At 42.9% G+C, this 22,272-nt stretch carries 19 protein-coding genes; 12 read left to right on the top strand and 7 right to left on the bottom strand.

The features are described from left to right. Nucleotides 1–54 precede the first annotated feature (54 nt). On the top strand, nucleotides 55–510 hold the full coding sequence (locus tag AC1DBT_RS05635) for a Fur family transcriptional regulator (protein ID WP_416447827.1): 456 nt from the start codon (nucleotides 55–57) through the stop codon (nucleotides 508–510). An 85-nt stretch (nucleotides 511–595) separates the two neighbouring features. Here AC1DBT_RS05635 and AC1DBT_RS05630 read toward each other — a convergent pair whose 3' ends face one another. Both AC1DBT_RS05630 and AC1DBT_RS05625 read right to left on the bottom strand, forming a co-directional pair. Continuing rightward, nucleotides 596–1,564, bottom strand: a complete 969-nt coding sequence (locus AC1DBT_RS05630) for a 3'-5' exonuclease (protein ID WP_480018958.1) — start codon at nucleotides 1,562–1,564, stop codon at nucleotides 596–598. Between the two features lie 102 nt (nucleotides 1,565–1,666). Then, nucleotides 1,667–2,365: an MgtC/SapB family protein gene (locus tag AC1DBT_RS05625; protein WP_480018957.1), complete on the bottom strand. Its 699-nt coding sequence runs from the start codon at nucleotides 2,363–2,365 to the stop codon at nucleotides 1,667–1,669. Between the two features lie 258 nt (nucleotides 2,366–2,623). On the opposite strand from AC1DBT_RS05625, the gene AC1DBT_RS05620 reads away from it, so the two are divergent. Next, nucleotides 2,624–3,499, top strand: coding sequence for a CPBP family intramembrane glutamic endopeptidase (locus AC1DBT_RS05620; RefSeq protein ID WP_480018956.1), 876 nt, complete (start codon nucleotides 2,624–2,626; stop codon nucleotides 3,497–3,499). Nucleotides 3,500–3,580: 81 nt separating this feature from the next. On the opposite strand, the gene AC1DBT_RS05615 is transcribed toward AC1DBT_RS05620, so the two are convergent. After that, on the bottom strand, nucleotides 3,581–5,152 hold the full coding sequence (locus tag AC1DBT_RS05615) for a L,D-transpeptidase (protein ID WP_480018955.1): 1,572 nt from the start codon (nucleotides 5,150–5,152) through the stop codon (nucleotides 3,581–3,583). 432 nt (nucleotides 5,153–5,584) lie between these two features. Here AC1DBT_RS05615 and AC1DBT_RS05610 point away from each other — a divergent pair, with 432 nt between their 5' ends. The 8 genes from AC1DBT_RS05610 (at nucleotide 5,585) to AC1DBT_RS05575 (ending at nucleotide 13,902) form a co-directional block, all read left to right on the top strand. After that, entirely contained in the window at nucleotides 5,585–6,733 is a 1,149-nt protein-coding gene (locus AC1DBT_RS05610) for an ABC transporter substrate-binding protein (protein ID WP_480018954.1), read from the top strand. Nucleotides 6,734–6,819: 86 nt separating this feature from the next. Continuing rightward, on the top strand, nucleotides 6,820–8,526 hold the full coding sequence (locus AC1DBT_RS05605; RefSeq protein ID WP_480018953.1) for an ABC transporter permease: 1,707 nt from the start codon (nucleotides 6,820–6,822) through the stop codon (nucleotides 8,524–8,526). A 13-nt stretch (nucleotides 8,527–8,539) separates the two neighbouring features. Continuing rightward, nucleotides 8,540–9,616, top strand: a complete 1,077-nt coding sequence (locus tag AC1DBT_RS05600; RefSeq protein ID WP_480018952.1) for an ABC transporter ATP-binding protein — start codon at nucleotides 8,540–8,542, stop codon at nucleotides 9,614–9,616. 52 nt (nucleotides 9,617–9,668) lie between these two features. After that, entirely contained in the window at nucleotides 9,669–10,187 is a 519-nt protein-coding gene (locus AC1DBT_RS05595) for a nitroreductase family protein (RefSeq protein WP_480018951.1), read from the top strand. Nucleotides 10,188–10,314: 127 nt separating this feature from the next. Beyond that, nucleotides 10,315–10,959 (top strand): GNAT family N-acetyltransferase, encoded by a 645-nt coding sequence (locus AC1DBT_RS05590; protein WP_480018950.1) that lies wholly within the window; start codon nucleotides 10,315–10,317, stop codon nucleotides 10,957–10,959. A gap of 121 nt (nucleotides 10,960–11,080) precedes the next feature. Beyond that, nucleotides 11,081–11,662 (top strand): prepilin peptidase, encoded by a 582-nt coding sequence (locus AC1DBT_RS05585; RefSeq protein WP_480018949.1) that lies wholly within the window; start codon nucleotides 11,081–11,083, stop codon nucleotides 11,660–11,662. A gap of 125 nt (nucleotides 11,663–11,787) precedes the next feature. Further along, a complete protein-coding gene (locus AC1DBT_RS05580) occupies nucleotides 11,788–12,591 on the top strand; it encodes a hypothetical protein (RefSeq protein ID WP_480018948.1) in 804 nt (267 codons plus the stop codon). A gap of 183 nt (nucleotides 12,592–12,774) precedes the next feature. After that, on the top strand, nucleotides 12,775–13,902 hold the full coding sequence (locus AC1DBT_RS05575; protein WP_480018947.1) for a coiled-coil domain-containing protein: 1,128 nt from the start codon (nucleotides 12,775–12,777) through the stop codon (nucleotides 13,900–13,902). A 221-nt stretch (nucleotides 13,903–14,123) separates the two neighbouring features. On the opposite strand, the gene AC1DBT_RS05570 is transcribed toward AC1DBT_RS05575, so the two are convergent. Further along, a complete protein-coding gene (locus AC1DBT_RS05570) occupies nucleotides 14,124–15,749 on the bottom strand; it encodes a C69 family dipeptidase (RefSeq protein WP_480018980.1) in 1,626 nt (541 codons plus the stop codon). 181 nt (nucleotides 15,750–15,930) lie between these two features. On the opposite strand from AC1DBT_RS05570, the gene AC1DBT_RS05565 reads away from it, so the two are divergent. After that, entirely contained in the window at nucleotides 15,931–16,959 is a 1,029-nt protein-coding gene (locus AC1DBT_RS05565) for a 3-deoxy-7-phosphoheptulonate synthase (RefSeq protein ID WP_480018946.1), read from the top strand. Between the two features lie 162 nt (nucleotides 16,960–17,121). Here the strand turns inward: AC1DBT_RS05565 and pflA are convergent, their stop codons facing one another. Genes pflA through pflB form a run of 3 tightly spaced genes read right to left on the bottom strand, consistent with a single transcriptional unit; the run spans nucleotide 17,122 to nucleotide 20,472 of the window. Further along, on the bottom strand, nucleotides 17,122–18,006 hold the full coding sequence (gene pflA, locus AC1DBT_RS05560) for a pyruvate formate-lyase-activating protein (protein WP_480018945.1): 885 nt from the start codon (nucleotides 18,004–18,006) through the stop codon (nucleotides 17,122–17,124). Nucleotides 18,007–18,030: 24 nt separating this feature from the next. Continuing rightward, nucleotides 18,031–18,273: an autonomous glycyl radical cofactor GrcA3 gene (grcA3, locus tag AC1DBT_RS05555; protein WP_480018944.1), complete on the bottom strand. Its 243-nt coding sequence runs from the start codon at nucleotides 18,271–18,273 to the stop codon at nucleotides 18,031–18,033. A 42-nt stretch (nucleotides 18,274–18,315) separates the two neighbouring features. Beyond that, nucleotides 18,316–20,472 (bottom strand): formate C-acetyltransferase, encoded by a 2,157-nt coding sequence (pflB, locus tag AC1DBT_RS05550; RefSeq protein WP_480018943.1) that lies wholly within the window; start codon nucleotides 20,470–20,472, stop codon nucleotides 18,316–18,318. Between the two features lie 316 nt (nucleotides 20,473–20,788). Between pflB and AC1DBT_RS05545 the strand changes: the two genes are divergently transcribed. Continuing rightward, nucleotides 20,789–22,249, top strand: coding sequence for an MATE family efflux transporter (locus tag AC1DBT_RS05545; RefSeq protein ID WP_480018942.1), 1,461 nt, complete (start codon nucleotides 20,789–20,791; stop codon nucleotides 22,247–22,249). Nucleotides 22,250–22,272 lie beyond the last annotated feature (23 nt).

Below are 22,272 nucleotides of genomic sequence, written 5' to 3'. Positions count from 1 at the left end.
TAATCAAAAGGTAAGCACGGTTAAAGCCTTAGTGCGTATCGACAAGTATCGTGCATGTACGAGGGGAGCTTGGGTGTTGTGGTAGAGCGACGTTCTTATAACACGAAACAAAAGAAAATCATAGGCGAGTTTTTGGCTAATAACCAAGACCATTATTTAAGCGTGGACGAAATTTACGCACGTCTTGCACAACAAAACGAGTCGCCTGGTAGAACAACCGTGTATAGAACACTGGAAGCATTTGTAAAAGATGGTATTGTTGCCAAGGTTGCAGCCCCAGGGGGAGAAGAGTCGAGGTATCGTCTGGCAGGTAAAGGCCAAGAATACGGTCAACTTGTTTGCATATGCTGCGGTAAGGTTATTCCCTTTGATTGTGATGCCCTTGTTAATTTTGCCTCACATGTTCATAACGAGCATAAGTTTGTAGTTGATCTGATGAGGTCGGTTATGTATGGGTATTGCAGTGACTGTACGCTTCATCAGTCGCCTGCTGTACACGATAAAAAGTAGTATACGCAAAGCTACGCGCGCGTTCAAAACGTAATAAGTGCCCCTTAAAGTGAACTAAGTAACTTTAAGGGGCACAACATTAAGCTTATGCAAACATTTCGCGCTCTTTAAATTCTGCTTGAACGGTTCTAAACATAAGATCTACGTCTTCAAGACCAAGATGTTTTTCTTTTTCTCCGCTTACAAGCGTTTTTCTTCTGCGTGCCCAGCTTTCAAGCGCTGCAGGTCTTGATTCACGTGGAAGCGATTTAATTTCGGGGTCGCACCGTCTACAAATATCACGAGAATCAATCACTACAATTTTTCCTTCTTTGCGTGCTTGAGCATAGCCGTTAAGGTGAAGCATAAACCACGAATCCTCAAATGCGGCATTGTGAGCCATAATAGGGAATGCACAAAACGCATGTAATAAGGCTTCTTGAATTTTTGTTGCTTGCCTAAAAGGAGTTTTTCCTGCAATGTTCTCCCAGGTAATGTGATGGATTGGCGCAAGAGGAACGCCCTTTTGTGCATAGAGATCTGGCATACCAAAATACGCACTGTGTCCGTCACGTGGTGCGGCATCTTCGCGCAGATCAATGAACTCCATACCAAGGTTAATGATGTAACCGCGGTCCGGAAAGCGCGAGGTGGTTTCGAGGTCTATACCTAAGATAGAAATTGGCTTAATAGTAGCTTCTCGATATGCGATTGAGAGATCTTGTAAGGCAGGACCTGCGGTTTTTTGCACTTTTTGAAAGCTGCGTTGTTGCATAACCGCAACAGCTCGTATGAAATCATTATCCGAAAGCGTTCTTTGTAAGCTACTACCATTAACGCGCTCAAGGCGTTCAATTCCGTATGAATCACAAAGCTCGCGATTTCTATCTGCTACTTGCATAATAGTGGCAAAATCGCAGGGTTCTTCACCTGCTTTAGACGTTTTCCAGGCACTCATAAGCGTGGCAACACAATCCTCGTTGCGCCTACGTTCTTCTGTAATGGCGGCATCTCCCGTGATAAAGCCTGGCAAAACAGAGCTATGTGCATGTTCGAGCGCTTGCTGAATATTCATAATGATCGTTCCTTAGGATGGCTAACAACGTAATATAAGTCTACACGCATAGGCGGACATTAATTGACCAAAACCAAGTTGGGGCTATTTATTTTTGTGAATCTAATTAACTTCCTCAACAAAGCATACAACATCGAGTGCCTGAACTGCGTCGATAAAGGGCTGCTTACGTGCTCCGCGGTCAAGCGTAATGGTAAATGTAGCAGCTCCTCCAAATTTGCCTGCTTCGCCTTTAACCAGTTGAAATGCAGAAAAATTGCAATTCCAACTATGGAGTTTTTTAAGCAACTCTTTAATGCCGTGTCTATTTTCAAACTCAACATACAGGGTAAAAATCCTTGCGTTTTCATGGAGCCAGTGATCAATTTTGTTAAGAATTACAAAGGTAAAGATCACAAACAGCATGGCAATGATAGTGCCTTCTGCATATCCTGCACCTGCAGCAAGACCAATACATGCACATGCCCATAGACCAGCTGCGGTAGTAAGGCCTTGCACTTCATTTTTGCCCGTGATAATAATAGTCCCTACGCCTAAAAAGCCGACGCCACTTATAACCTGCGCGCCAATACGAGCCATATCTGCACGTACTCCAGGAAATTGATGGATAAGATATTCACTTACAATCATTGCCATAGCAGATCCTAAGCAAACCAGAACATGTGTTTTAATTCCAGCGCCCTTATTTTTGAACTCGCGTTCAAAACCAATAAAAGTACCTACAAACGTTGCTAAAAGCAGTCGTAAAAAGATAGCAAGTGGGCTCCAGCTTGCAATTGAGCTTATAATATCGCGCAGCATATTCACCTTCTTTACATGTAGCGCGTTCCCATGCCTTTTGCATAGCGGACGTGCAAAAACTTTGCAATTTAGTTACCTAGTACCTGATTGCACATGTGCGATTGCACATTGCGCAGACAGTTGCTTTATAATTGGTATACCTGTGGCGGTATGTTTTCACAAACGCTGTGTATTGAGTTTGCGTATAAGATAACATACTTTACCATAAAGACGTATTGTAGCTCATTGTGAGCGGTGTATTTTAAAAGGATGTTTCTTGTGATCGCATTCCATAATCTACTCACTAAACATGCATGTTTGCGGCATGTTATGTGTGCATTGGGTTATCTTGTTCTGATAGCTTTTTATATCTTTGCCACTTCACTCACTTCAATTTATTGCGTCCATCGTTTTAATTTTGATCTTATACTCACCTATGAAGCAGTCAGTCTTATCTGGTCTGTTATTCTGTGCGTTTTGCTCAAGGGTGCGTCCATTTTTCGATCAACAAAAGAACAGCTGCATATTGCCTGGAAGATTTATAAGCCAATGATTGTTATTGCATTTTTAAACGCATTGCTTTCGGTACCCTTGCTTTTTCAAAGCTTGCCTGCGCCGAATGTATTCCACTCGGTGCTGTATCAGATTATTTTGTGCGTGTATGTAGGATTTTCCGAGGAAGTGCTGTTCAGAGGGGTTATTTTTCATGGCTGCCTAAAAATTTTTTCTTCGTGCAAGCATAAGCTTTTGTTAAGTTGTATTGTAGTTGCTCTTATTTTTGGCGCCTTTCATATCGCCTGGAATAAAATTGATGTGCATGATGAAATTCAGCTGGCACAAATTGTGGGGAAAATGCTACAAACGGGCTTATGTTCCGTTCTGTTTTGTTTGGCGGTGTATAAAACAAAGTCGATTATTGGCGTTTCACTTCTGCACGCACTCGACGATCTGATCCTTATGATTATTCCATTTGGTATTTTGGGACATCCTGTTTCAACTGATTATGTAGTTAAAGGTGCTGATGGCATATCGTTAGCTATCTTTTATGCAGTTTTGGTTTTAGTTTATATCTATCCGATCATACGAGGCATTAAACTTTTCAAAAAACTCCCCGAGGCAACCATATTACCTCGGCAACAAAAATTTTATGAATAACGCCCGTTTAATCTTTTCTGCAACCTTAAAGATACTATCAGCAGTTGAACGATTTACCGCAAAGAGCGATTTTGCGTAATTCTACCAATGAACAATAACCGGATCACCTACATGCACCAAAGAATATAGCTCAGCTGCCTTGCTTGGCGGTAGGTTCACGCAACCATGGCTTCCATTTGATTTGTAGATGCTTCCGCCAAAAGCGCTTCGCCAAGGCGCATCGTGCATTCCTACCATATTTCCAATAAAGGGCATCCAGTAATCAACGTGCGATTTATAATCGGGTTCGCCATCGTGATTAGTATCTGCTCCAATGAGTGTTTGATTACGAGCTTTTGTTGTCACATCAAATGAGCCAGTTGGCGTTGAATGATTGCCGGCAAGAGAGCCCGAAACAAACCAAGATTCCCAAAGTATGTCGCCTGCCTCATCATAAAGACGTGCGTATTGTGTTGAAAGATTGATATCAACATGACGTCCACGATCACGCGCACCCGGAGTTTCGGCAGGCGCACCTTTTGGCGTTGCATGCAGAACCTTTACCGGAATAGTAATTTCTTTTGAATCAAGATTGCATACAGCCTGCGTAAGTAATTCATTGAGTTTTTCGTAATTTACTTTGTTAATAATTCCTGCGCTTTTTGATTTAACTTGTAAATTGTCTTTTCCCCATGTTTCAACAGCGCTTTGATCAATGGTCAGGGTTTTAGGATCAGCTACATGCATCCATTGAGCCAGAAGCGTTTTATCTACCACGGCAATCTGCTCTTGATTGTGCATAAGCGGAATAGAAAGCTCAAGCGCCTTATTTGCTTTATCATTGATAGCGATAAGATCTTGATCTTGTGCGGTAAGCGTGGGTTGCAAAAGGGTATTTTCATCCAAAACCGATTCTGCGCGCAACGCATAAATATCCTGCATCACCGAATTACTTACTGCTTTTGCGTCAAGTGCGGAGCCAACTTGTGCATCTTTGATGGTAAATGCCTGCTCATCAGGATTGTATTGCGAATATGCATTTACGGGGTTAGTGGCATTTTTATTAAATTCTTGTACCTGCTCGTTGATAAGTGCTTGCGTGGCATCACTATCAAAGGTTGGCGTTTCTTCGATAAACGCCTGCTGCGGCTGTACCAAACTCAGTGGCCATTTAAAGCCAGGAGCCGTTTGCTCAATGGTGTTTTGTGCACATGCTGCGGTATCAACACTGAGATTAAGCTGACTTTGATCAAGCGTCATATCAAAATTAAGGCCAGATACATGAATAGAATACGCATCGAGCTCGTCATCTAAATACTGTGTGAGCCCTTTTGCATCCATGTAAGAAACATCGTGACCATTAAGTGTTGTACGATACATAAGATGATTAGTGAAGTACATACCTGCGGCAATATATCCAATACATGCTAAAACAAAAAGGACTAAGACAAAAACACGTGTTTGATGCTTGTGTGCACGCGCAACTTTTGTTTGGGTACTTTGTTGACTAGGCGCCGCAGTTTGACCAGAAGCGGCTGTAGTATGGCTATCACGAGCATTAGACTTGCGCGTATCATCAGCAAAGGTAGACGGTATAGATTTTTTTATGATTGTAGTTTGTTGGTTATTTGAAGATTCTTTACGTGAAGCAAAGTGTGCTGCGTGCTTAGACAAAGTAACCTCGATAGTTCGACAGATGAGTATAGTATTGGTGTGTTACAAAAGAACACTTTTTATTCTAGCGCACTTAGTTAACAACATCCAACATTTTTATTACATCTGGAAAATTCATGTACACCGCTTAATACCTTGGCATAAAACGTCTAGCTGGAAAAACAGTGCCGCCGACGAAATTGCTTAAACCCTTTACCTAAAATCTAAGCCGTTTTGCCGATATTTACTTGAGCGCGCGCTTGTATTGCTTTATAAATGAAGGAGCTTGGTGTGATTGTTTGTTGATGTTCCATGCTTTTGTAGTGCACTCGGGTGTATAACACGTGTTATATTGCTTGATACCTACAAGATTGACCATACAATGAGCCGCACATTAAGCGCCTATAAGGTAAGTTGTATGCCTGTCACATGTGCACAGGGAAGGATTTTGTTATGGAGGCAAGACATATGGTTTCTATTTCGCGCAGAACGTTTTTGAAGGACGCAGGAATTTTTGGAGCAGCTCTTGGCCTTGGTGGACTTGCAGGATGCGATAAAGGATCCAGCTCGGCAAACGATGGTGGAGATTTAAGCAGAATTGCAAGCTCCGACTTAATAGATGCTGCAAAAAAAGACGGTAAGCTGGTTGTATACGGCTCAAGTGAAGAGTCTCATGTTGCTGCAGTTTGCGAGAATTTCCAATCTCTGTTTGGTATTGACACGCAATATCAACGTCTTTCAACGGGCGAAGTTGAATCTAAGGTCGAAGAAGAAGCTGGCCACCCCTCTGCAGATGTTTGGTTTGGAGGTACTACCGATCCATATAACGTTGCTATTACCAAGGGTATTTTGGCTCCTTATCAGGCAAAAAATGCGTCACACCTTATTTCAAAAGTATATATGGACAAAGACGGACACTGGTATGGTGTGTATAAAGGAATTTTGGGCTTCTTTTACAACAAAGACGAGATGAGCCGTCGTAATTTGGATGCGCCTACCGATTGGCCCGATTTAATCGACGAAAAATACAAAGGCCTTATTTGGCTTTCAAACTACAATACCGCAGGTACGGCAAAGCTTGTTATTAACACTATTATTCAAAAATATGGTCACGATAAAGGTTTGGAGTATCTTACCAAGCTTGATAAAAATATTTCTGTTTATACAAAGAGTGGTTCTGGCCCATCTAAAAATGTTGGTACGGGCGAGTGCACGCTCGGTATTGGATTTTTGCATGATGCAATTTATCAAATTGTTGATAATGGTTACCAAAACATTGGCATGGTTATTCCGTCCTCAGGTGCATCGTTTGAAGTTGGTGCTACGGCTATGTTTAAGGGTGCTCAGCACGAAAATGCTGCAAAACTCTGGATTGAATATGCGCTTTCACCTGCGTGCGTTGAGCGCGGTCAGGAAGTAGGATCATATCAATTCTTGGTTATCGATGATGCAAAACAGCCAGAAGTTGCAACTCAATTTGGTCTTGATCCTAATAACGTTATGGATTACGACTTTGAAGACGCCAAGAAAAACACCGAGCAGTATGTCAAAGATACTATGGGAGCTCTTAAAGGTGGGGATGATCGCTTTAAGACCAAGTAATTCTTGGATAGGCGGTGTGCATAACCATGTATGCACACCGCTCTTTTCGTTGGTAATATTGTCGAGAGCAGATAAAGGAGGGTGTTATGGCAATAAGTCAAAGTGCGCAGCTTGATCGCAAAAAGCTTTTAGCAGATCCTATCTTGGTATCAACTATTATTGTACTGGTAGCAGCACTTGTGCTGTTTATTTTGTACCCACTTGCTATCTTAATGGTTGATAGCATTGTAGGTGAACACGGTCCAACGCTTGATGTGTTTGCACGTGTTTTAGCAATGCCTACTTTTGAAACCGCTATCATTAACACGCTGAATGTAGGATTTTTTGTAGGTATTATTGCAACATTTATTGGCTTGCTTTTTGCGTATGTAGAGGTGTACGTTAAGCTTAAAAGTCGCTTTATTAGCGGACTGTTTAAGATTGTTTCTATGTTGCCTGTTGTTTCACCTCCGTTTGTATTGTCTTTGTCAGTTATCATGCTGTTTGGTAAAGCAGGTATTATTACCAGGCACTTATTGGGCATTTACGACAATAACGTCTATGGTTTTTGGGGCATTGCGCTTGTGCAAACGCTTACATTCTTCCCCGTATGCTACATGATGTTTAGAGGTCTGCTCAAAAACATTGACCCCTCTCTTGAAGAAGCGGCACGCGATATGGGAGCTTCTCGTTGGAAAGTCTTTACTTCGGTTACGCTTCCGCTTATTTTGCCTGGTTTAGGTAATGCATTTTTGGTTACCTTTATTGAGTCAATTGCCGACTTTGCAAACCCTATGCTTATTGGTGGTTCTTACGACACACTTGCAACATCTATCTACCTGCAAATTACAGGCGCATACGATAAACAGGGTGCTGCAGCAATGGCAGTTGTATTGCTTGGTATTACGCTTGCCATGTTTGTGGTACAAAAATATATTCTTGAGGCAAAAAGCACGGCAACGCTTACTGGTAAGGCAAGCCGCGGCCGTATGCTTATTTCCGACCTTTCGGTTCGTTTGCCGCTTACTCTGTTATGTGGTTTGCTTGCATGCTTTGTTATCATGATGTATATATGTGTGCCGTTTGGCGCATTGTTCAAAACCTGGGGTTATGATTTTTCTCTTACTACCAAGTGGTTTGAACAGGTATTTAAGCTTCACCACGGTTTTCAGGCGTTTAGAGACTCGTTTGTTTTGTCGCTCATTGCCTCTCCAATTACGGCACTTTTATCTATGATCATCTCGTATTTGGTTGTAAAGCGTAAATTTGCACTTAAAGGCTTTATCGAAGCAGCGTCTATGTTGGCTATGGCGGTACCTGGTACGGTATTAGGTGTTGGATATATTCGCGGTTTTTCTGGCGGACTTTTCCACACAGGTGTTATGCAGGGGCTTTATGGTAGCGCTGCAATCCTCATCATCGTATTTGTTGTGCGTTCACTTCCTACCGGAACACGCTCTGGTATCTCTGCACTTCGACAAATAGACAAATCTATTGAGGAATCTGCTTATGACATGGGTGCAAACAGTTTCCATGTGTTTATGACGGTTACGTTGCCTCTTATTAAAGACTCGTTCCTTAGTGGTTTGGTTACAGCGTTCGTGCGTTCAATTACCGCAATTTCGGCCATCATTTTGTTAGTTACGCCTCAATTTTTGCTTATTACCGTGCAGATTAACGAATTTGCCGAAAAAGGCGCATATGGTATTGCGTGTGCGTTTGCCACAATTTTGATACTTATTACCTATGGTGCAGTGCTCTTGATGAATATTGCCATCAAGTTCTTTGGTACAAGTGCATCTACAAGAGATTAACAAGGAGTATATGATGGCTAAAGAGAAAAAAGGTGTTCGTCTTGAACACGTTTCAAAGATTTATCAAGATCCAAAAACGCATAAAGACTTTTATGCAGTTCATGATGCAAATATTACCATTGAACCAGGAGAGTTTGTAACGCTTCTTGGTCCTTCGGGTTGTGGTAAAACAACTATTTTACGTATGATTGCTGGTTTTGAATCGCCCGATGAAGGCGAGATATTCTTAGCAGATGAGCCTATTAACGAACTTACGCCTAATAAACGCGATACTGCTATGGTATTTCAAAGCTATGCGCTTTTGCCGCATTACAACATTTTTGACAATGTTGCCTATGGCTTAAAGCTTAGAAATATGGACAAAGAAACCATTAAAGCTAAAGTTGAGCACATTTTATCTCTCGTGGGTCTTGAAGGCATGGAGGATCGCAAAACTAATCAGCTTTCTGGTGGTCAGCAGCAGCGTGTTGCCCTTGCTCGCGCGCTTGTAATTGAGCCTGGCGTTCTTCTGTTCGACGAGCCGCTTTCTAACTTGGACGCAAAACTTCGTGTTGATATGCGTACCGAAATTCGTCGTATTCAACAAGAAGCAGGAATTACCGCAATTTACGTTACCCATGACCAGTCCGAAGCTATGGCGCTTTCAGACAAAATTATTGTTATGAAAAAAGGCGTTGTTGATCAAATTGGTGATCCACGTACCATTTATCATCGTCCGTGCGATGAATTTGTTGCTGACTTTATCGGTGAGTCTAACTTCTTACACGGTAAGGTAACCGAAGCCCACGATCAGACAGGTGTTGCGGTTATAGAGGGTTCACCAGTGAAAATTGCCGATCTTAATGGTAAGCACGTAGACGACGAGATTACGCTGGTATTACGCCCCGAATCGGTGCATGTAGCCGATGAAGGCGTGCTTCCGTGCGAAGTTATTCTTTCTCGTTTTATGGGTCATTATCAAAATTACCACGTGATGTGTGGCAATACGCTGGTAAAGATTACAGAATTTAATCCCAAGAACAAGCGAATTTATGAAGTGGGAGAAAAGGCGTTTATTAAGTTTTCGTCTGAGGACGTCCACGCTTTATAACAGTGCAGTGCAAAGGAGTGCTTTGAGCGCTCCTTTGTGTTAAGGAGCAGCTATGCAGTCGTTTCTTGAATTAGCACGAGCTCGGTATTCGTGCAGAAGCTTTGACTCAAAACCCGTTGAGAATGAAAAAATAACAAAAATATTACAGGCAGGGCAGGTAGCGCCTACCTGTGTTAACAGACAACCTTGGCACGCTTGGGTGATACAAGGTGCTCAAGCTCTTAGCCGCGCATACGAAGCTACACGCTTTAATTTTGACGCACCATTGATTATAGCTGTGGGAGTAAAGCCTGGAAGCGGTTGGACACGTCGCTATGATGAGCATGATTTTGTTGATGTAGACGGCGCTATAGTGGCAACACATATGATGCTTGAAGCTCAAGACTTAGGTTTATATAGCACGTGGGTGGGATATTTTGATCCTAAAGTTCTGGCTGATTCTTTTGAAGAGATGAAGGGTTATCGGATGCTTGCGATGCTTGAGATTGGCTATCCATCAGCTCAAGGCGTGCCATCTGCTCGTCATGAAGATCGTAAGAGTTTAGATGAGCTGGCAAGCATTATCAAATAGTTAGTGCATTTTCTTGCGCATTGGACACAACAATCAATATAAAAGCTTTGTGAATATTCATATTTACTTGTAATATACTTAATATTTGCTTCTTATTGCATATTGTTTTACGCTCAAAGGACTGGTTATGCCGCAACTTGATACTTCGATCATCATTCGCCCTTTTAAAGATATTGACTTTGATGAAGTTGTTAATCTGTGCGTCAGAAAATGGTGCAGTGATATTACGGGTGCATATGATCGTATTATTTTTGGTCGTGTGCTTACCGCTGGTGCGCTGCAGCGTTCGGTGTACACGATGGTTGCCGAAGAAAACGGCAGTGTTATCGGCGTATGCTTTGGTGGATTAAGCAGCAATAGGAGCATTTCGCAAAACTCGTTTTGGCACCGTCGCTTTGAAGACATTATGGTAATTGCGCGCGACCGCGCACGCCGTGGTGGCGTAAAAGTTGAGGATCGTCTTTTTAGTCGTTTAAGAAGTTACACAACGGCGGATGTTTTTATCTCGCTTGGTTATGCTAATTCCGAAGCAGAAATTAACTTATTGATTGTAGACCCTAATCACATGGGCAAAGGTGTTGGCTCGCGATTGTTTGACGATATGACAGAGCGTTTTAAAGATGCTGGTGCTCGTGGCTTTTTCCTTATTGTAAGTTCAGAATCTGACATCGATTTCTTTGAGCATCGGGGGCTTAACTGTATTCAGGAAAAACAGGGGACCTCGGGCGATAGGGGAAATAGCGTTATTTATTTATACGGGCGTCGTTTGTAAAAATGCGTTTGTCCATCAAGTAAGCTTCGGGCGCATATACGGGTGTTTAATTTTACGAGATGAGAGCGCAATAGCAGTAGGTATAACAGCAGGTAAACGTGTATAGAGTTAGGAAATTGCTGTGAGTGAGCTTTTAGATATCTACTGTTCTTCATCTGCCCGTATGCGCGTAGGCGTAGGCATAACCCTTGCGTGCTTACTTGGGTGGCTTTATTTTTTATTTGCATTTACCTGGTATTTTGCGCTCTATGCACTTACAACTTTGTGTTTGGTTGCATGTGCTTTGGTAGATAACAAGTATCGCGTTATTCCGCACACGCTGCTTGCTATACCTGCTTGTATCGGCGTATTTTTTGCGCATCTGCGCTTTATGAATGGCTCACTTCTATCATATAGCGCCTCCTTTATATGTTTTATCTTGTGTATTATTTGGTTTGTATTTGCTTATACAAATCACGACGCAAACGCAGCACCGCCGATAGGCGCTGGCGATATAAAACTTTTACTTGTGCTGTCTTTGTATATGACACCGTTGTCCTTTATGGTTATGTTGGTTATTGCGTGTATAGGCGGTCTGTGTCATGCTGCGCTCATTAGGCAGAAAACATTTCCATGGGCTCCTTCTATTGTGTTTGCGTGGTATATGGTTATGTTTACGCCCTTCTTAAACTACGTGTATATTGCGTATGTGCATATAATTTAAGTGGAGTAGCAATCTGATTGTGTTACAGATGCCAAAAATTGTGCATTAGTACAAAAAATAGTTGATAATATTAACTAATATGACTATCCTTATGTTCACTTTTACATTTGAACAAAGGAGTTGTAATGGATACAACATTACACAATGTGACGCTGCACAAACCTATACACATGTTCAGCCCCGAGATAATAATTAAGCTCATCGGTGTCGTGGCTGCGTTTTATGGAATGGCAGTCCACTGGGAAGGCTTGTTTTCGTTTACGTATTTCACCAATTTATCTAATCTTGTTATGGGATGTGTTTTATTGTGTGCCCTTGTAGGCAAAATTCTTTTGTCGTGCTCACAGCAGAGCTGCGACGTGGCAGATTCTGCCTTGCTTGGTTTGCGTGCGTGTGTGAGAAATACGCTGCAAACTCAAATGTGGTATCGCATAAAATATATGGCTACACTTGCGATAAGCATTACGTTTTTGCTGTATCTATGTTTTTTGGCGCCTACTTCTCAATCAGGTTTTATAGGAGCATATCTTAGCCATTACGCCTCGTCACTGTGCACGCATTTTATTGCGCCTCTATGCGCAATAGTAGACTTTGTATGGTTTGACTATCGCTTTAACATGCAGGTATCCGACGTATTTTGGTCGCTGCTTCCACCTTTTGTGTATATCGGCTATGTATGTGTGTTATCGCTTGTATTTGGCGTGCGCTGGAAAACGGTAATGCTTGCACCGTATAACTTTTTAAATTTTGGCGCGCCCTGCGGATGGTTTGGATTTGACCTAAGTGCTGCAAATACCTATACGCTTGGAATTGGCGTGTTTTATTTTGTCTGTGTTTTCACGCTGATTTTTATGTTGATTGGCCTGCTTTTTCTTAAGCTTATAAAACGTCGTGCTCACCATACATCGCAAAACGCACAACAGGCTTAAGCACGTGCTAAAGCCCGTAAGACTTGTCAGCACATTTTGTCTCACGCGCTAAAAATGATTTTGCGGCATAAAGCGTTGGAGAATCTATAAATTCTGCATGGTTGGTTGTGCTAAAATAAGGGCACATATTCGATAACAAGCTCCTACGATACATCGTAGCTTAAATTGAATAGGAGTTGGAACTTGGCTATCAAAACTTTTACGCGTCGTGAACTCTTGCAGCTTTTGGGTATAACTACGGTACTTGCCGCTATGCCTGCCCATATTGCGCGCGCCGATACACAGGATCAAATAGATGCTGCTCAAAAAAAGCTCGACGAAGTTCAAAAACAGCTTGACGATATTGCTGCTCAGTATGAAAAGCTGGTAAGCGATCAAGAAAAAACGTGCACTCAAATAGAAGAAGTACAAGGACAAATTGATTCAACGCAGGTCCAAATCGATAAAAAGCAGCAGGAGCTTGATGCTAAAAAGAAAGCGCTTTCAAAGCGTGTTTCAAGCGCGTATAAGTCTGGTATAGACGGGTTTTTATCCGTTTTACTCTCATCTTCTTCTCTTGCCGAACTCTCTTCTAATATTTATTATCTTGATAAGATCTCCGAAAAAGATCGCGCGATGATAGAAGAAGTTAATCGCGTTAAAGGTGAGCTCGACGATAAAAAAGCTAATCTTGAAAATCATAAAAAATCTCTTGAACAGCTTAAAGCAGAACAAGATCAAGAGCTTGAGCGCATGGCGTCCAAGCAGAACGAATCAAAGCAGGTGCTTGAAGGTCTTTCTCAAGATGTAAAAGACTTAATGGCAAAGCGTGACGCAGAGTTTCAAAGAGCAGCTGAAGAGCGCTCCCAACAAGCAGCGGCTGCTCGTTCGGGAAGTCGTTCGTATAATCTAAGCGAAGTAACAGGCGATCTCAATCTTGGTGGCAATTTATCAGGCAGCCAACGAAATGTTATTTCGTATGCATATAGAGTAGGTTCTCCAGGTGTTGGTTTGTGTGCTATGTGGGTCTCTCAGGTTTTCTCGGCTGCAGGTATGGGTTATCCTACGGGTAATGCCTGCGATATGTATTATGCCTGGTGTCATAGCTCAAACAAGAGTGATCTTAAACCGGGAATGATTATAGCTGTTCCTTCGCATGCAGGTACGCGCGCTGGTAGAATTTATGGCCATATTGGTATTTATGTTGGCAACGGGGTAGTGCGCGAAAACATAGGATATGTAGCCACAACTTCTTTGGATCGCTGGATTAGCTATTATAGCTCTATTACAACGCCTCGTTGGGGCTGGTGTATGGGCATACCGCTTTCGTAAAGGTTTTGTAAAGGCGCATAAACGCGCAGGTACAATCGCGCAAAGACGCACAAATGAAAAGTCGTAAAGGCGCAATCGCGTAAAGGCATAAACACGTAAACTCGCAGGCGCGAAATCATGCACGTTTCATACACTCTTTTTATAACACGCGTTTATCTAACGCACAACACATTCAACTGCATGCATACTTGGTATGCATGCAGTTTTTTTTTACACGTTTACTAATGATCGCTTCTGTTAAAGCCGTTTTTCATACCCATAGAAGCGCTATACAACACCTTGTCAAGGGTTATATCGGTTTCTTGTTTGGTCATGTCGGCTATAGCCTGATTGGTTTTTTCTAATACCTCTGTGCAAGCTTCGTACGAGAGCTTTTGGTCTTGTACCTGTTTATCGCATTGAAATACTAAACGCCAACCTTGGGATCCAACTGCTTCTTGATAATGCTCAATATGATTGGCGCATGCATTAAAGTGAGCGTCAGCCAAAGCACCAATTAAGCGATTTGCCCAGTAAAAACTTTGGGTATCAACATGTGCACAGGTGTTATTAAGATACTCAGGTGTTGCATTAACGTTTGCATAAAAAGGTACCAGCGCATTAAAAGCATTAGATCCATAAGCCATCCATTGAAGCGCTTGGCAACCCTTAGGCGCCCATCCACGCAGCTGTAGTGCTGCAAGCTGACTATTGCGGTTAATTCCAATAGGACGATACAAAGAACGTGTTACCGCTGTTCCTTGTGCTGAATATGGATCAAAAACGGTTCCTTGGTAATGAAGCGATAGCGAGTATTTAACATCTTCCATGGTAATCTTGCGGTCGGGGATAAGACACCAGGGGATATCGTCACTTTCGGGCTGCCAAGGAGCACATGCAGGATCGGCAAACAGTGACGGAACAAAGTATTTGTGCATACTCCACGCGCGCGGCGTGTTGTAGACGTGGTCGGCGTCACTGTGGCTGCCGAAAGCATCGCGCGGATTAAAGATTTCGTGTTTGCAGGCGCAGGTTTCGTCACAAGAGCAATCGGCACAGCATGCATTGTCATCGCAGTCGCAATCATCGCCGCAGGTATTTTCATCGCAGCAGCATGCACATTCATCTAAATTGTCGTCTTTGAGTGTAAGATCAAGGTGATAGGTATCCATCCAGTCTTTAAGATCCGCAGAACACATATACGACTTTTGTTCACCGTAAGCATCGGTAAGGTCAAATTCGTCAATTCCCAATTGGTTTGGCATGGTAACATAGGCATCATCAGGCACGCGACGAGCAATCCAGTGATGACCACCTACGGTTTCGAGCCACCATATTTCTTCGGTATCACTAAACGCAATGCCGTTCATCTCGTAGGTACCATACGTTTCAAGCAAATGACCCAGGCGCTCTACACCTTCGCGCGCAGAGTGAATATAGGGAAGAACAAGCGTAACCATGTCTTCTTCGCTAATACCACCGCGAACTTCGGGCGTATAATCAGCGTCTCCTTCTTTACCACATGCCTTCTTAAAGTAAACCAGGGGATCGGCACCTAAAACGCGCTCGTTGGATGTAAGCGTCTCGGTGGCAGTCATTGCTACGTTAGCTTCGTTTACACCTGCTGCAGCCCAGATACCCTCATTTGAAAGTGCATTGGGAACCGCGGTATAACGCATGGGATTATCAGGCAAATCTATTTCAAAATGTGTTAAAACCGATTTGTAGTGACGCGGTTGATCTTGCGGTTGTACAACGGTAAAGTTTTTAGGACAAAATTCGCCATTGGGAGAATCTTCGTTACGTGCAATAATAGTTGACCCGTCAAAACTTGCGTCTTTACCAACAAGTAAGGTGGTACATGCCATCATAGCCTCCGTTTCTAAGAAAACATTTCATTAAATTATTGTATCTGATTTTGACATAGCATACTATTCATCTTAATCTGTATATATTGTTTTATTTCGTTTTACGCGCTCAAGATAAGGTTAGCACGTCAGTACGCGCGTGTTACAAAAGCTGTTCGCGCGCTCACAAAGGAGTTTTTCTATGTCCATGAATTTTAAACGACGCTTACCTATTCCCAAAGAAATTCGCGAAGAAATGCCGCTTGCTCCTCAAATTGCAGCTCAAAAGCCTGCATTTGATGCAGCTGTAGCAGATGTATTATGCGGTAAAAGTGAAAAAAAATTGCTCATAATAGGGCCGTGTTCTGCCGATAGAGAAGATTCTGTTTTGGAATATGTTGAGCGTTTGGCACGCGTTGCCGAAGAAGTGCGCGACAAGCTCATTATCATTCCTCGTGTGTATACCAATAAACCTCGTACCAAAGGAACGGGTTATAAAGGTTTGTTGCATAATCCCGATCCCTTAGGTGCGCCCGATCTATTAGGTGGCGTCAAAGCTATTCGCCATATGCATATTAAGGTTGCAGAAACAACTGGCATGTTTACCGCCGATGAAATGCTTTATCCCGAGAACTATCAATATCTTATAGACGTTATTGCATATAATGCCGTTGGTGCGCGCTCTGTTGAAAACCAAGAGCATCGCTTAGTATCGGCAGGAATTTCTACGCCTGTTGGTATGAAAAATCCAACTGGTGGTTCGTGTTCGGTTATGCTTAATTCCATTTATGCAGCCCAACAGCCTCAGACGTTTATATTTAGAAATTGGGAGGTTGAGGCAACGGGTAATCCTTTAGCACACGCTATTTTGCGCGGTTTTCAGGGGCTAGACGGTCGTAATTATCCTAACTATCACTATGAATATCTTGAGCGCCTTTGCGAGCTTTACACTGCAGACACCTATGCTAATCCTGCCGTAGTGATTGATTGTAACCACGATAATTCGGGCAAACGTCCGCTTGAGCAAATTCGTATTATTCACGAAGTGCTTGATAGCGTGCATAGAAACGAAGATATTGCGCGCCTGTTTAAGGGCTTTATGGTGGAGTCTTACCTTGAAGACGGCAATCAACCTGTTGACGGTGGCGTATTTGGTAAATCTATCACAGATGCTTGCTTGGGTTGGGATAAAACAGCTCGCTTAATTTATAACATTGCAGACCGTTTGTAAGCTATCTTAAAGGTGGATATACCTGCATGTAAAGCACGTATTACAATCGTGAATTAAAACACGAGTTACAAGTATAAATTAAGGCGTTTACCCTACAACAAGGGTAAACGCCTTTTTAATGGTTGTATTACTAAATCCTTAAGTAACGTGTTTTAGATATCTCTATTGAGCAACACCTGTTGCAACACAAGCCGTTTGCTGCGTCTGCATGCGCGCTTGTGCTTGCGCTGCCTGCGCTGCTCTAAGCGCCATTTTACGCGCCATAAGTCGCTCGGCGCGCGCTTTCATAACAATATCTCTAAGTTCCGGTATTTTTGCAGCGTCCATTGAGGGAACACCTTCAAGTGGATAGGGGATATTCAGTTCCTTATATTTTGGCACACCCATCTTGTGATAAGGCAATAAATCGAGGCCAACCACATTATCCCAATCGGCAATAATATAACCCACGCCTTTAAGCTCATCTACCTGATCGGTAATACCTGGTACCACAACATGACGAATTAACACAGGAATATGTCTACGGCACAGCTCATCTCCAAACGCGCGCGGACGCAAATATGTTCCTTTTACCAGCTCCATATGCCCTTTAGGATCTGAGTGCTTGATGTCTAGTAAAACCATATCGGTATGGTCTAGTAAATCGGATACATATTCGGGATGACGTGGATTAAAGGTAGCGCCCGAGCTATCCAAGCAGGTATGAATTCTGCCTTTAGGATCTTCGTGAGCTGCTTTGAAAAGTGCTGCAATAAAATTTGGCTGAGCTAAAGGTTCGCCACCGCTTGCTGTAATACCGCCACGACGATAAAAAGGACGGTTGCGGTCATAAATTTTCATTAACTCAGCAACACTCATGCGTTGTCCTTTGTCAAACGCCCATGTTTCGGGGTTGTGGCAATATTTGCACCTAAATGGGCATCCTTGACAAAAAACAACCATACGAGTACCAGGACCATCTACGGTACCCATGGTCTCTAGGGAGTGAACCCGCCCAACTACCTCAAGCGGGTTCACTGTCTTGTTTATGTTGGTTTGAGCTACCACAAAAACATCTCTTGTTTAGACTTATTAAAGAGCTTCGTGGAACGTACGAGAAATAACGTCGTCCTGTTGCTGTTTAGTAAGTGTGGTGAACTTAACGGCATAACCAGAAACACGAATGGTAAGCTGAGGATATTTCTCAGGATGAGCCTGTGCATCAAGCAAAGTGTCTCTGTTGAATACGTTAATGTTTAGGTGGTGACCACCTTTTTCGGCATATCCGTCAATCATGCTGACGAGGTTGTCGACTTGCTCTTTAGATGCTGCCATAGCAACGCTCCCTTCTTATACACCGATTACACGGTGCTCCCTTTATTTGTTGTCTTCGCATCCTTCTTTTGCACTTGCATCTGCAGCACATGCGCAATCAGGTTTGTTTTCGATGGTAAAGTCGGCTGTCTTAAAGTCGATCTTTGAAACATCGTCTAACTCTTTCATCTCGCACATGTCGCACTCACCAAACATGACGTCACCGCTCTTACCCAAAGCAGCTGGAACGATAGAGAAGGTATTTGATATACCATCCTCTGCATCACGGAAAGGAAGTTTAGAAACAGACGCAAGAGATGCAACCGCACCGTGTGTATCACGCTGGTGCATAGGGTTGGCTCCTGGTGCAAATGGAGTTCCTGCGCGACGACCATCAGGAGTATTACCCGTTTTTTCGCCGTATACAACATTAGATGTAATAGTTAACACAGAAGTTGTAGAAACTGCATTTCTGTAGCAGTTGAATTTACGAATTTGTTTCATAAAGTATTCAACTACATCGCGAGCAATGCTGTCTACGCGGTCATCGTCGTTACCATATTTAGGATAGTCGCCCTCAATCTTGAAGTCGGTAACCAGGCCGGTTTCATCGCGGATAGCTTTAACCTTTGCATATTTAATTGCAGAAAGTGAGTCGGCAACAACCGAAAGACCAGCAATACCTGTTGCAAACCAGCGGTGAATATGCTCATCGTGGAACGCCATTTGAATGCGCTCATAGGCATATTTATCGTGCATGTAGTGAATAACGTTAAGAGCATTAACGTATACGCTTACCAACCAGTAAACCATGTCATGGTACTTTTGAATGACGTCATCGTAGTCCAGATAATCGCCTTCTACAGGACGGAAGCGAGGTCCTACCTGTTCACCGGTAATTTCGTCACGACCACCATTGATAGCGTAAAGCAGGCACTTTGCAAGGTTTGCACGAGCGCCAAAGAATTGCATTTCCTTACCTACAACCATGGAGCTTACGCAGCAAGCAATTGCGTAATCATCGCCGTGGTAAACACGCATAAGGTCATCGTTTTCATACTGAATTGACGAGGTGTTGATAGAAATCTTTGCGCAATAACGTTTGAACGGCTCGGGAAGACGCGTTGACCAAAGAACGGTTAAGTTTGGCTCGGGGCTTGTTCCCATGTTTTCAAGTGTGTGCAGGAAACGGAAGGAGTTCTTGGTAACCATAGGACGACCGTCTATGCCAATACCACCAATGGACTCGGTTACCCATTGTGGGTCGCCTGAGAAGAGTGCATTGTACTCGGGAGTACGTGCAAACTTAACCATACGAAGTTTCATAACAAGGTGGTCGATAATTTCCTGAACTTCGCTCTCGGTAATGGTGCCTTCTTGGAGGTCACGCTCGGCATAGATGTCGAGGAACGTTGACGTACGACCAAACGACATAGCAGCACCATTTTGCTCTTTAACAGATGCAAGGTATGCAAAGTACAGCCACTGAACAGCTTCTTTGAAGTTCTGAGCAGGTTTTGAAACATCAAATCCATACTCGCCGGCCATAACATTAACTTCTTTAAGGGCACGAATTTGCTCAGAAAGCTCTTCACGATGACGAATGGTTTCCTCATCCATCGTGGTGTGAGTGTTTGCCTTCTCTTCTTCTTTTTCTTCGATAAGGCGATCAAGACCATAAAGTGCAAGACGACGGTAATCACCAATGATACGACCGCGACCGTAAGCATCGGGCAAACCAGTAATAATGTGAGAGTGACGGCAAGCGCGCATCTCGGGCGTGTATACGTCAAAAACGCCAGCATTGTGAGTCTTACGACGGTCAGTGTAGAACTTAATTAAATCAGGATCTACTTCGTAACCGTAGCTTTTGCAAGCTGAAACTGCCATACGAATACCACCATTTGGCATCAAGGCACGTTTCAAAGGTTTATCCGTTTGCAAACCAACAATTTGCTCGTATGGTTTGTCAATGTATCCTGCTGGATGACTGGTAATGGTAGAAACAATTTTGGTATCCATATCAAGAACGCCACCATGTTCACGCTCTTGTTTGAATAAATCCATTACTTCTGCCCAAAGCTTAGTGGTAGCTTCGGTAGGTCCAGCTAAAAACGACTCATCTCCGCTATAGGGAGTGTAGTTTTTTTGGATGAAGTCGCGAACGTCAATAAGATGAGTCCACTCTCCACCAGTAAATCCACGCCATGCCTCTTTCATTGGACACGCTCCTTGCTAGTATGTTACTTAACTCTACTTAATTTACCAAAAATCAGCCTCAATATTACACACAATAGCTGAGTGGTTTTAGAAAATAAGTTTTATGGTGATGAGACTCTCAGTAACATAGTCCTATATACAACAGATATATTGTATACAAAGGCACAATGGTTTTATGAGAAAAACTCAAATATTTTTTTATCTATAAAAAAGTAACGAGTCATGATAGGCTTATAACAGGTAAACTTAGGATTAAGTAGAGGAACACAACAGATTTTCTGCACAAGTTAAACGGGCTGTGCGAAAGGATTTTTGAATGATGCAGTCTGAGAGCGAACAATTATATACAAAACATCCACATGAAAAAAATATAGATGACAAGCCATTCACGGAAAACGTACTTGCGAAAAATGAGTTAGACGAGTATAATTCCAAAAATTTTCAAAAGTCGCACGAGCTTTTTATTACCTATCATCCGTGGAAACTCTTTTGCATTGCGGCAATTCCTGGTGCTTTAAGCATGCTTTCTTCGGCAATTTATGAAATTGCTGATGGTATTTTTGTAGGACAGATTCTAGGTGAAGAGGCGTTTGCGGCAATCAACTTGGCCATGCCATTTGTTATTATGCTGTTTGCATTTGGCGATATGGTGGGAGTTGGCTCGTCTGTTCCTATTTCAATTAGCTTAGGTGAAGGAAACACGCACCGCGCAAATAATATTTTTACCTGCGGTATTTTGATGATTTTAGCTGGTGGTGGGCTCATTGGTGCGCTCTTTTGGTTTTTGGCGCCAGCGCTTATGGAACTGATGGGGGCATATGGAACGCTTCGTGATATGGCAGCCGATTATTTGCGGATGTTTGCTCTATTTGCGCCCTTGGGCACCATTTTGTTTGCGGTTGACAACTATCTGCGCATTTGCGGCAAGGTTAAAAGCAGTTTTGCGCTTAACGCGTTTACCTCTCTTTTTGGCTGCATTTTAGAATTTTCTATGCTCTATTTTTGGCATTTAGGCACCCTTGGCGCCGCTCTTGCATTTTCAATTGCAATAAGCCTGGGGTCTGTGTGTGCGCTCATTCCTTTTATGGCCAAAAAAATGTTACTTCAATTTGTTAAGCCTCAATTCTCGTATGCACTGCTTAAAGAAATTGTTCAAAGTGGAACGCCTGCGTTTTTAAACGACGTCGCAGGGCGTGTGACCGTTATTTTCTTAAATGTAGAGTTGATGATAGCAGGAGGAACTGCCGCTGTATCGGTCTACGGCTTTTTAATCTTTGCGGGAAGTTTTATTTATCCTTTGATTTATGGAATCTGCGACGCTTTGCAGCCTGCCGTAGGCTACAACTGGGGAGCGCGCCGCTACGATCGTATTAAACAGATCGAAAAGTACGTATTTTCAACGGTCTGTGCTATTGCGCTGCTGCTCGCCGCTATTATGGCAGTGTTTCCCGATGAATGCGCGCGTTTATTCATGGTTGATGTTTCACAAGACATACTGGTTATGTCACGCGATGCATTTAGATTCTATGCGCTTTCATATGTATTTCGCTGGTTTCCGCTTGCGTGTGGAAGCTTGCTTACCGCGGTCGAAAAAACCAAACTTGCATCGCTGTTGTCATTTTGCATGGTTACGTTGTTGCCACTTGCGGTGCTTTTTGCGCTTAAGCCGCTTGGTCTATTGGGACTGTGGCTTAACGCTCCTGTTTCGGCAGGTATTGCAGCCCTGATTTCAATATGGATTCTAATTGTGTTTAGACGCGAACTTCATTTGGAGTAATACCATAGAAGTACATTAAAACT

This window comes from Fannyhessea sp. C0108B2, assembly GCF_056583915.1.
Note: the sequence above shows the minus strand (reverse complement) of the source record. Positions and strands in the feature narration are given on the sequence as shown.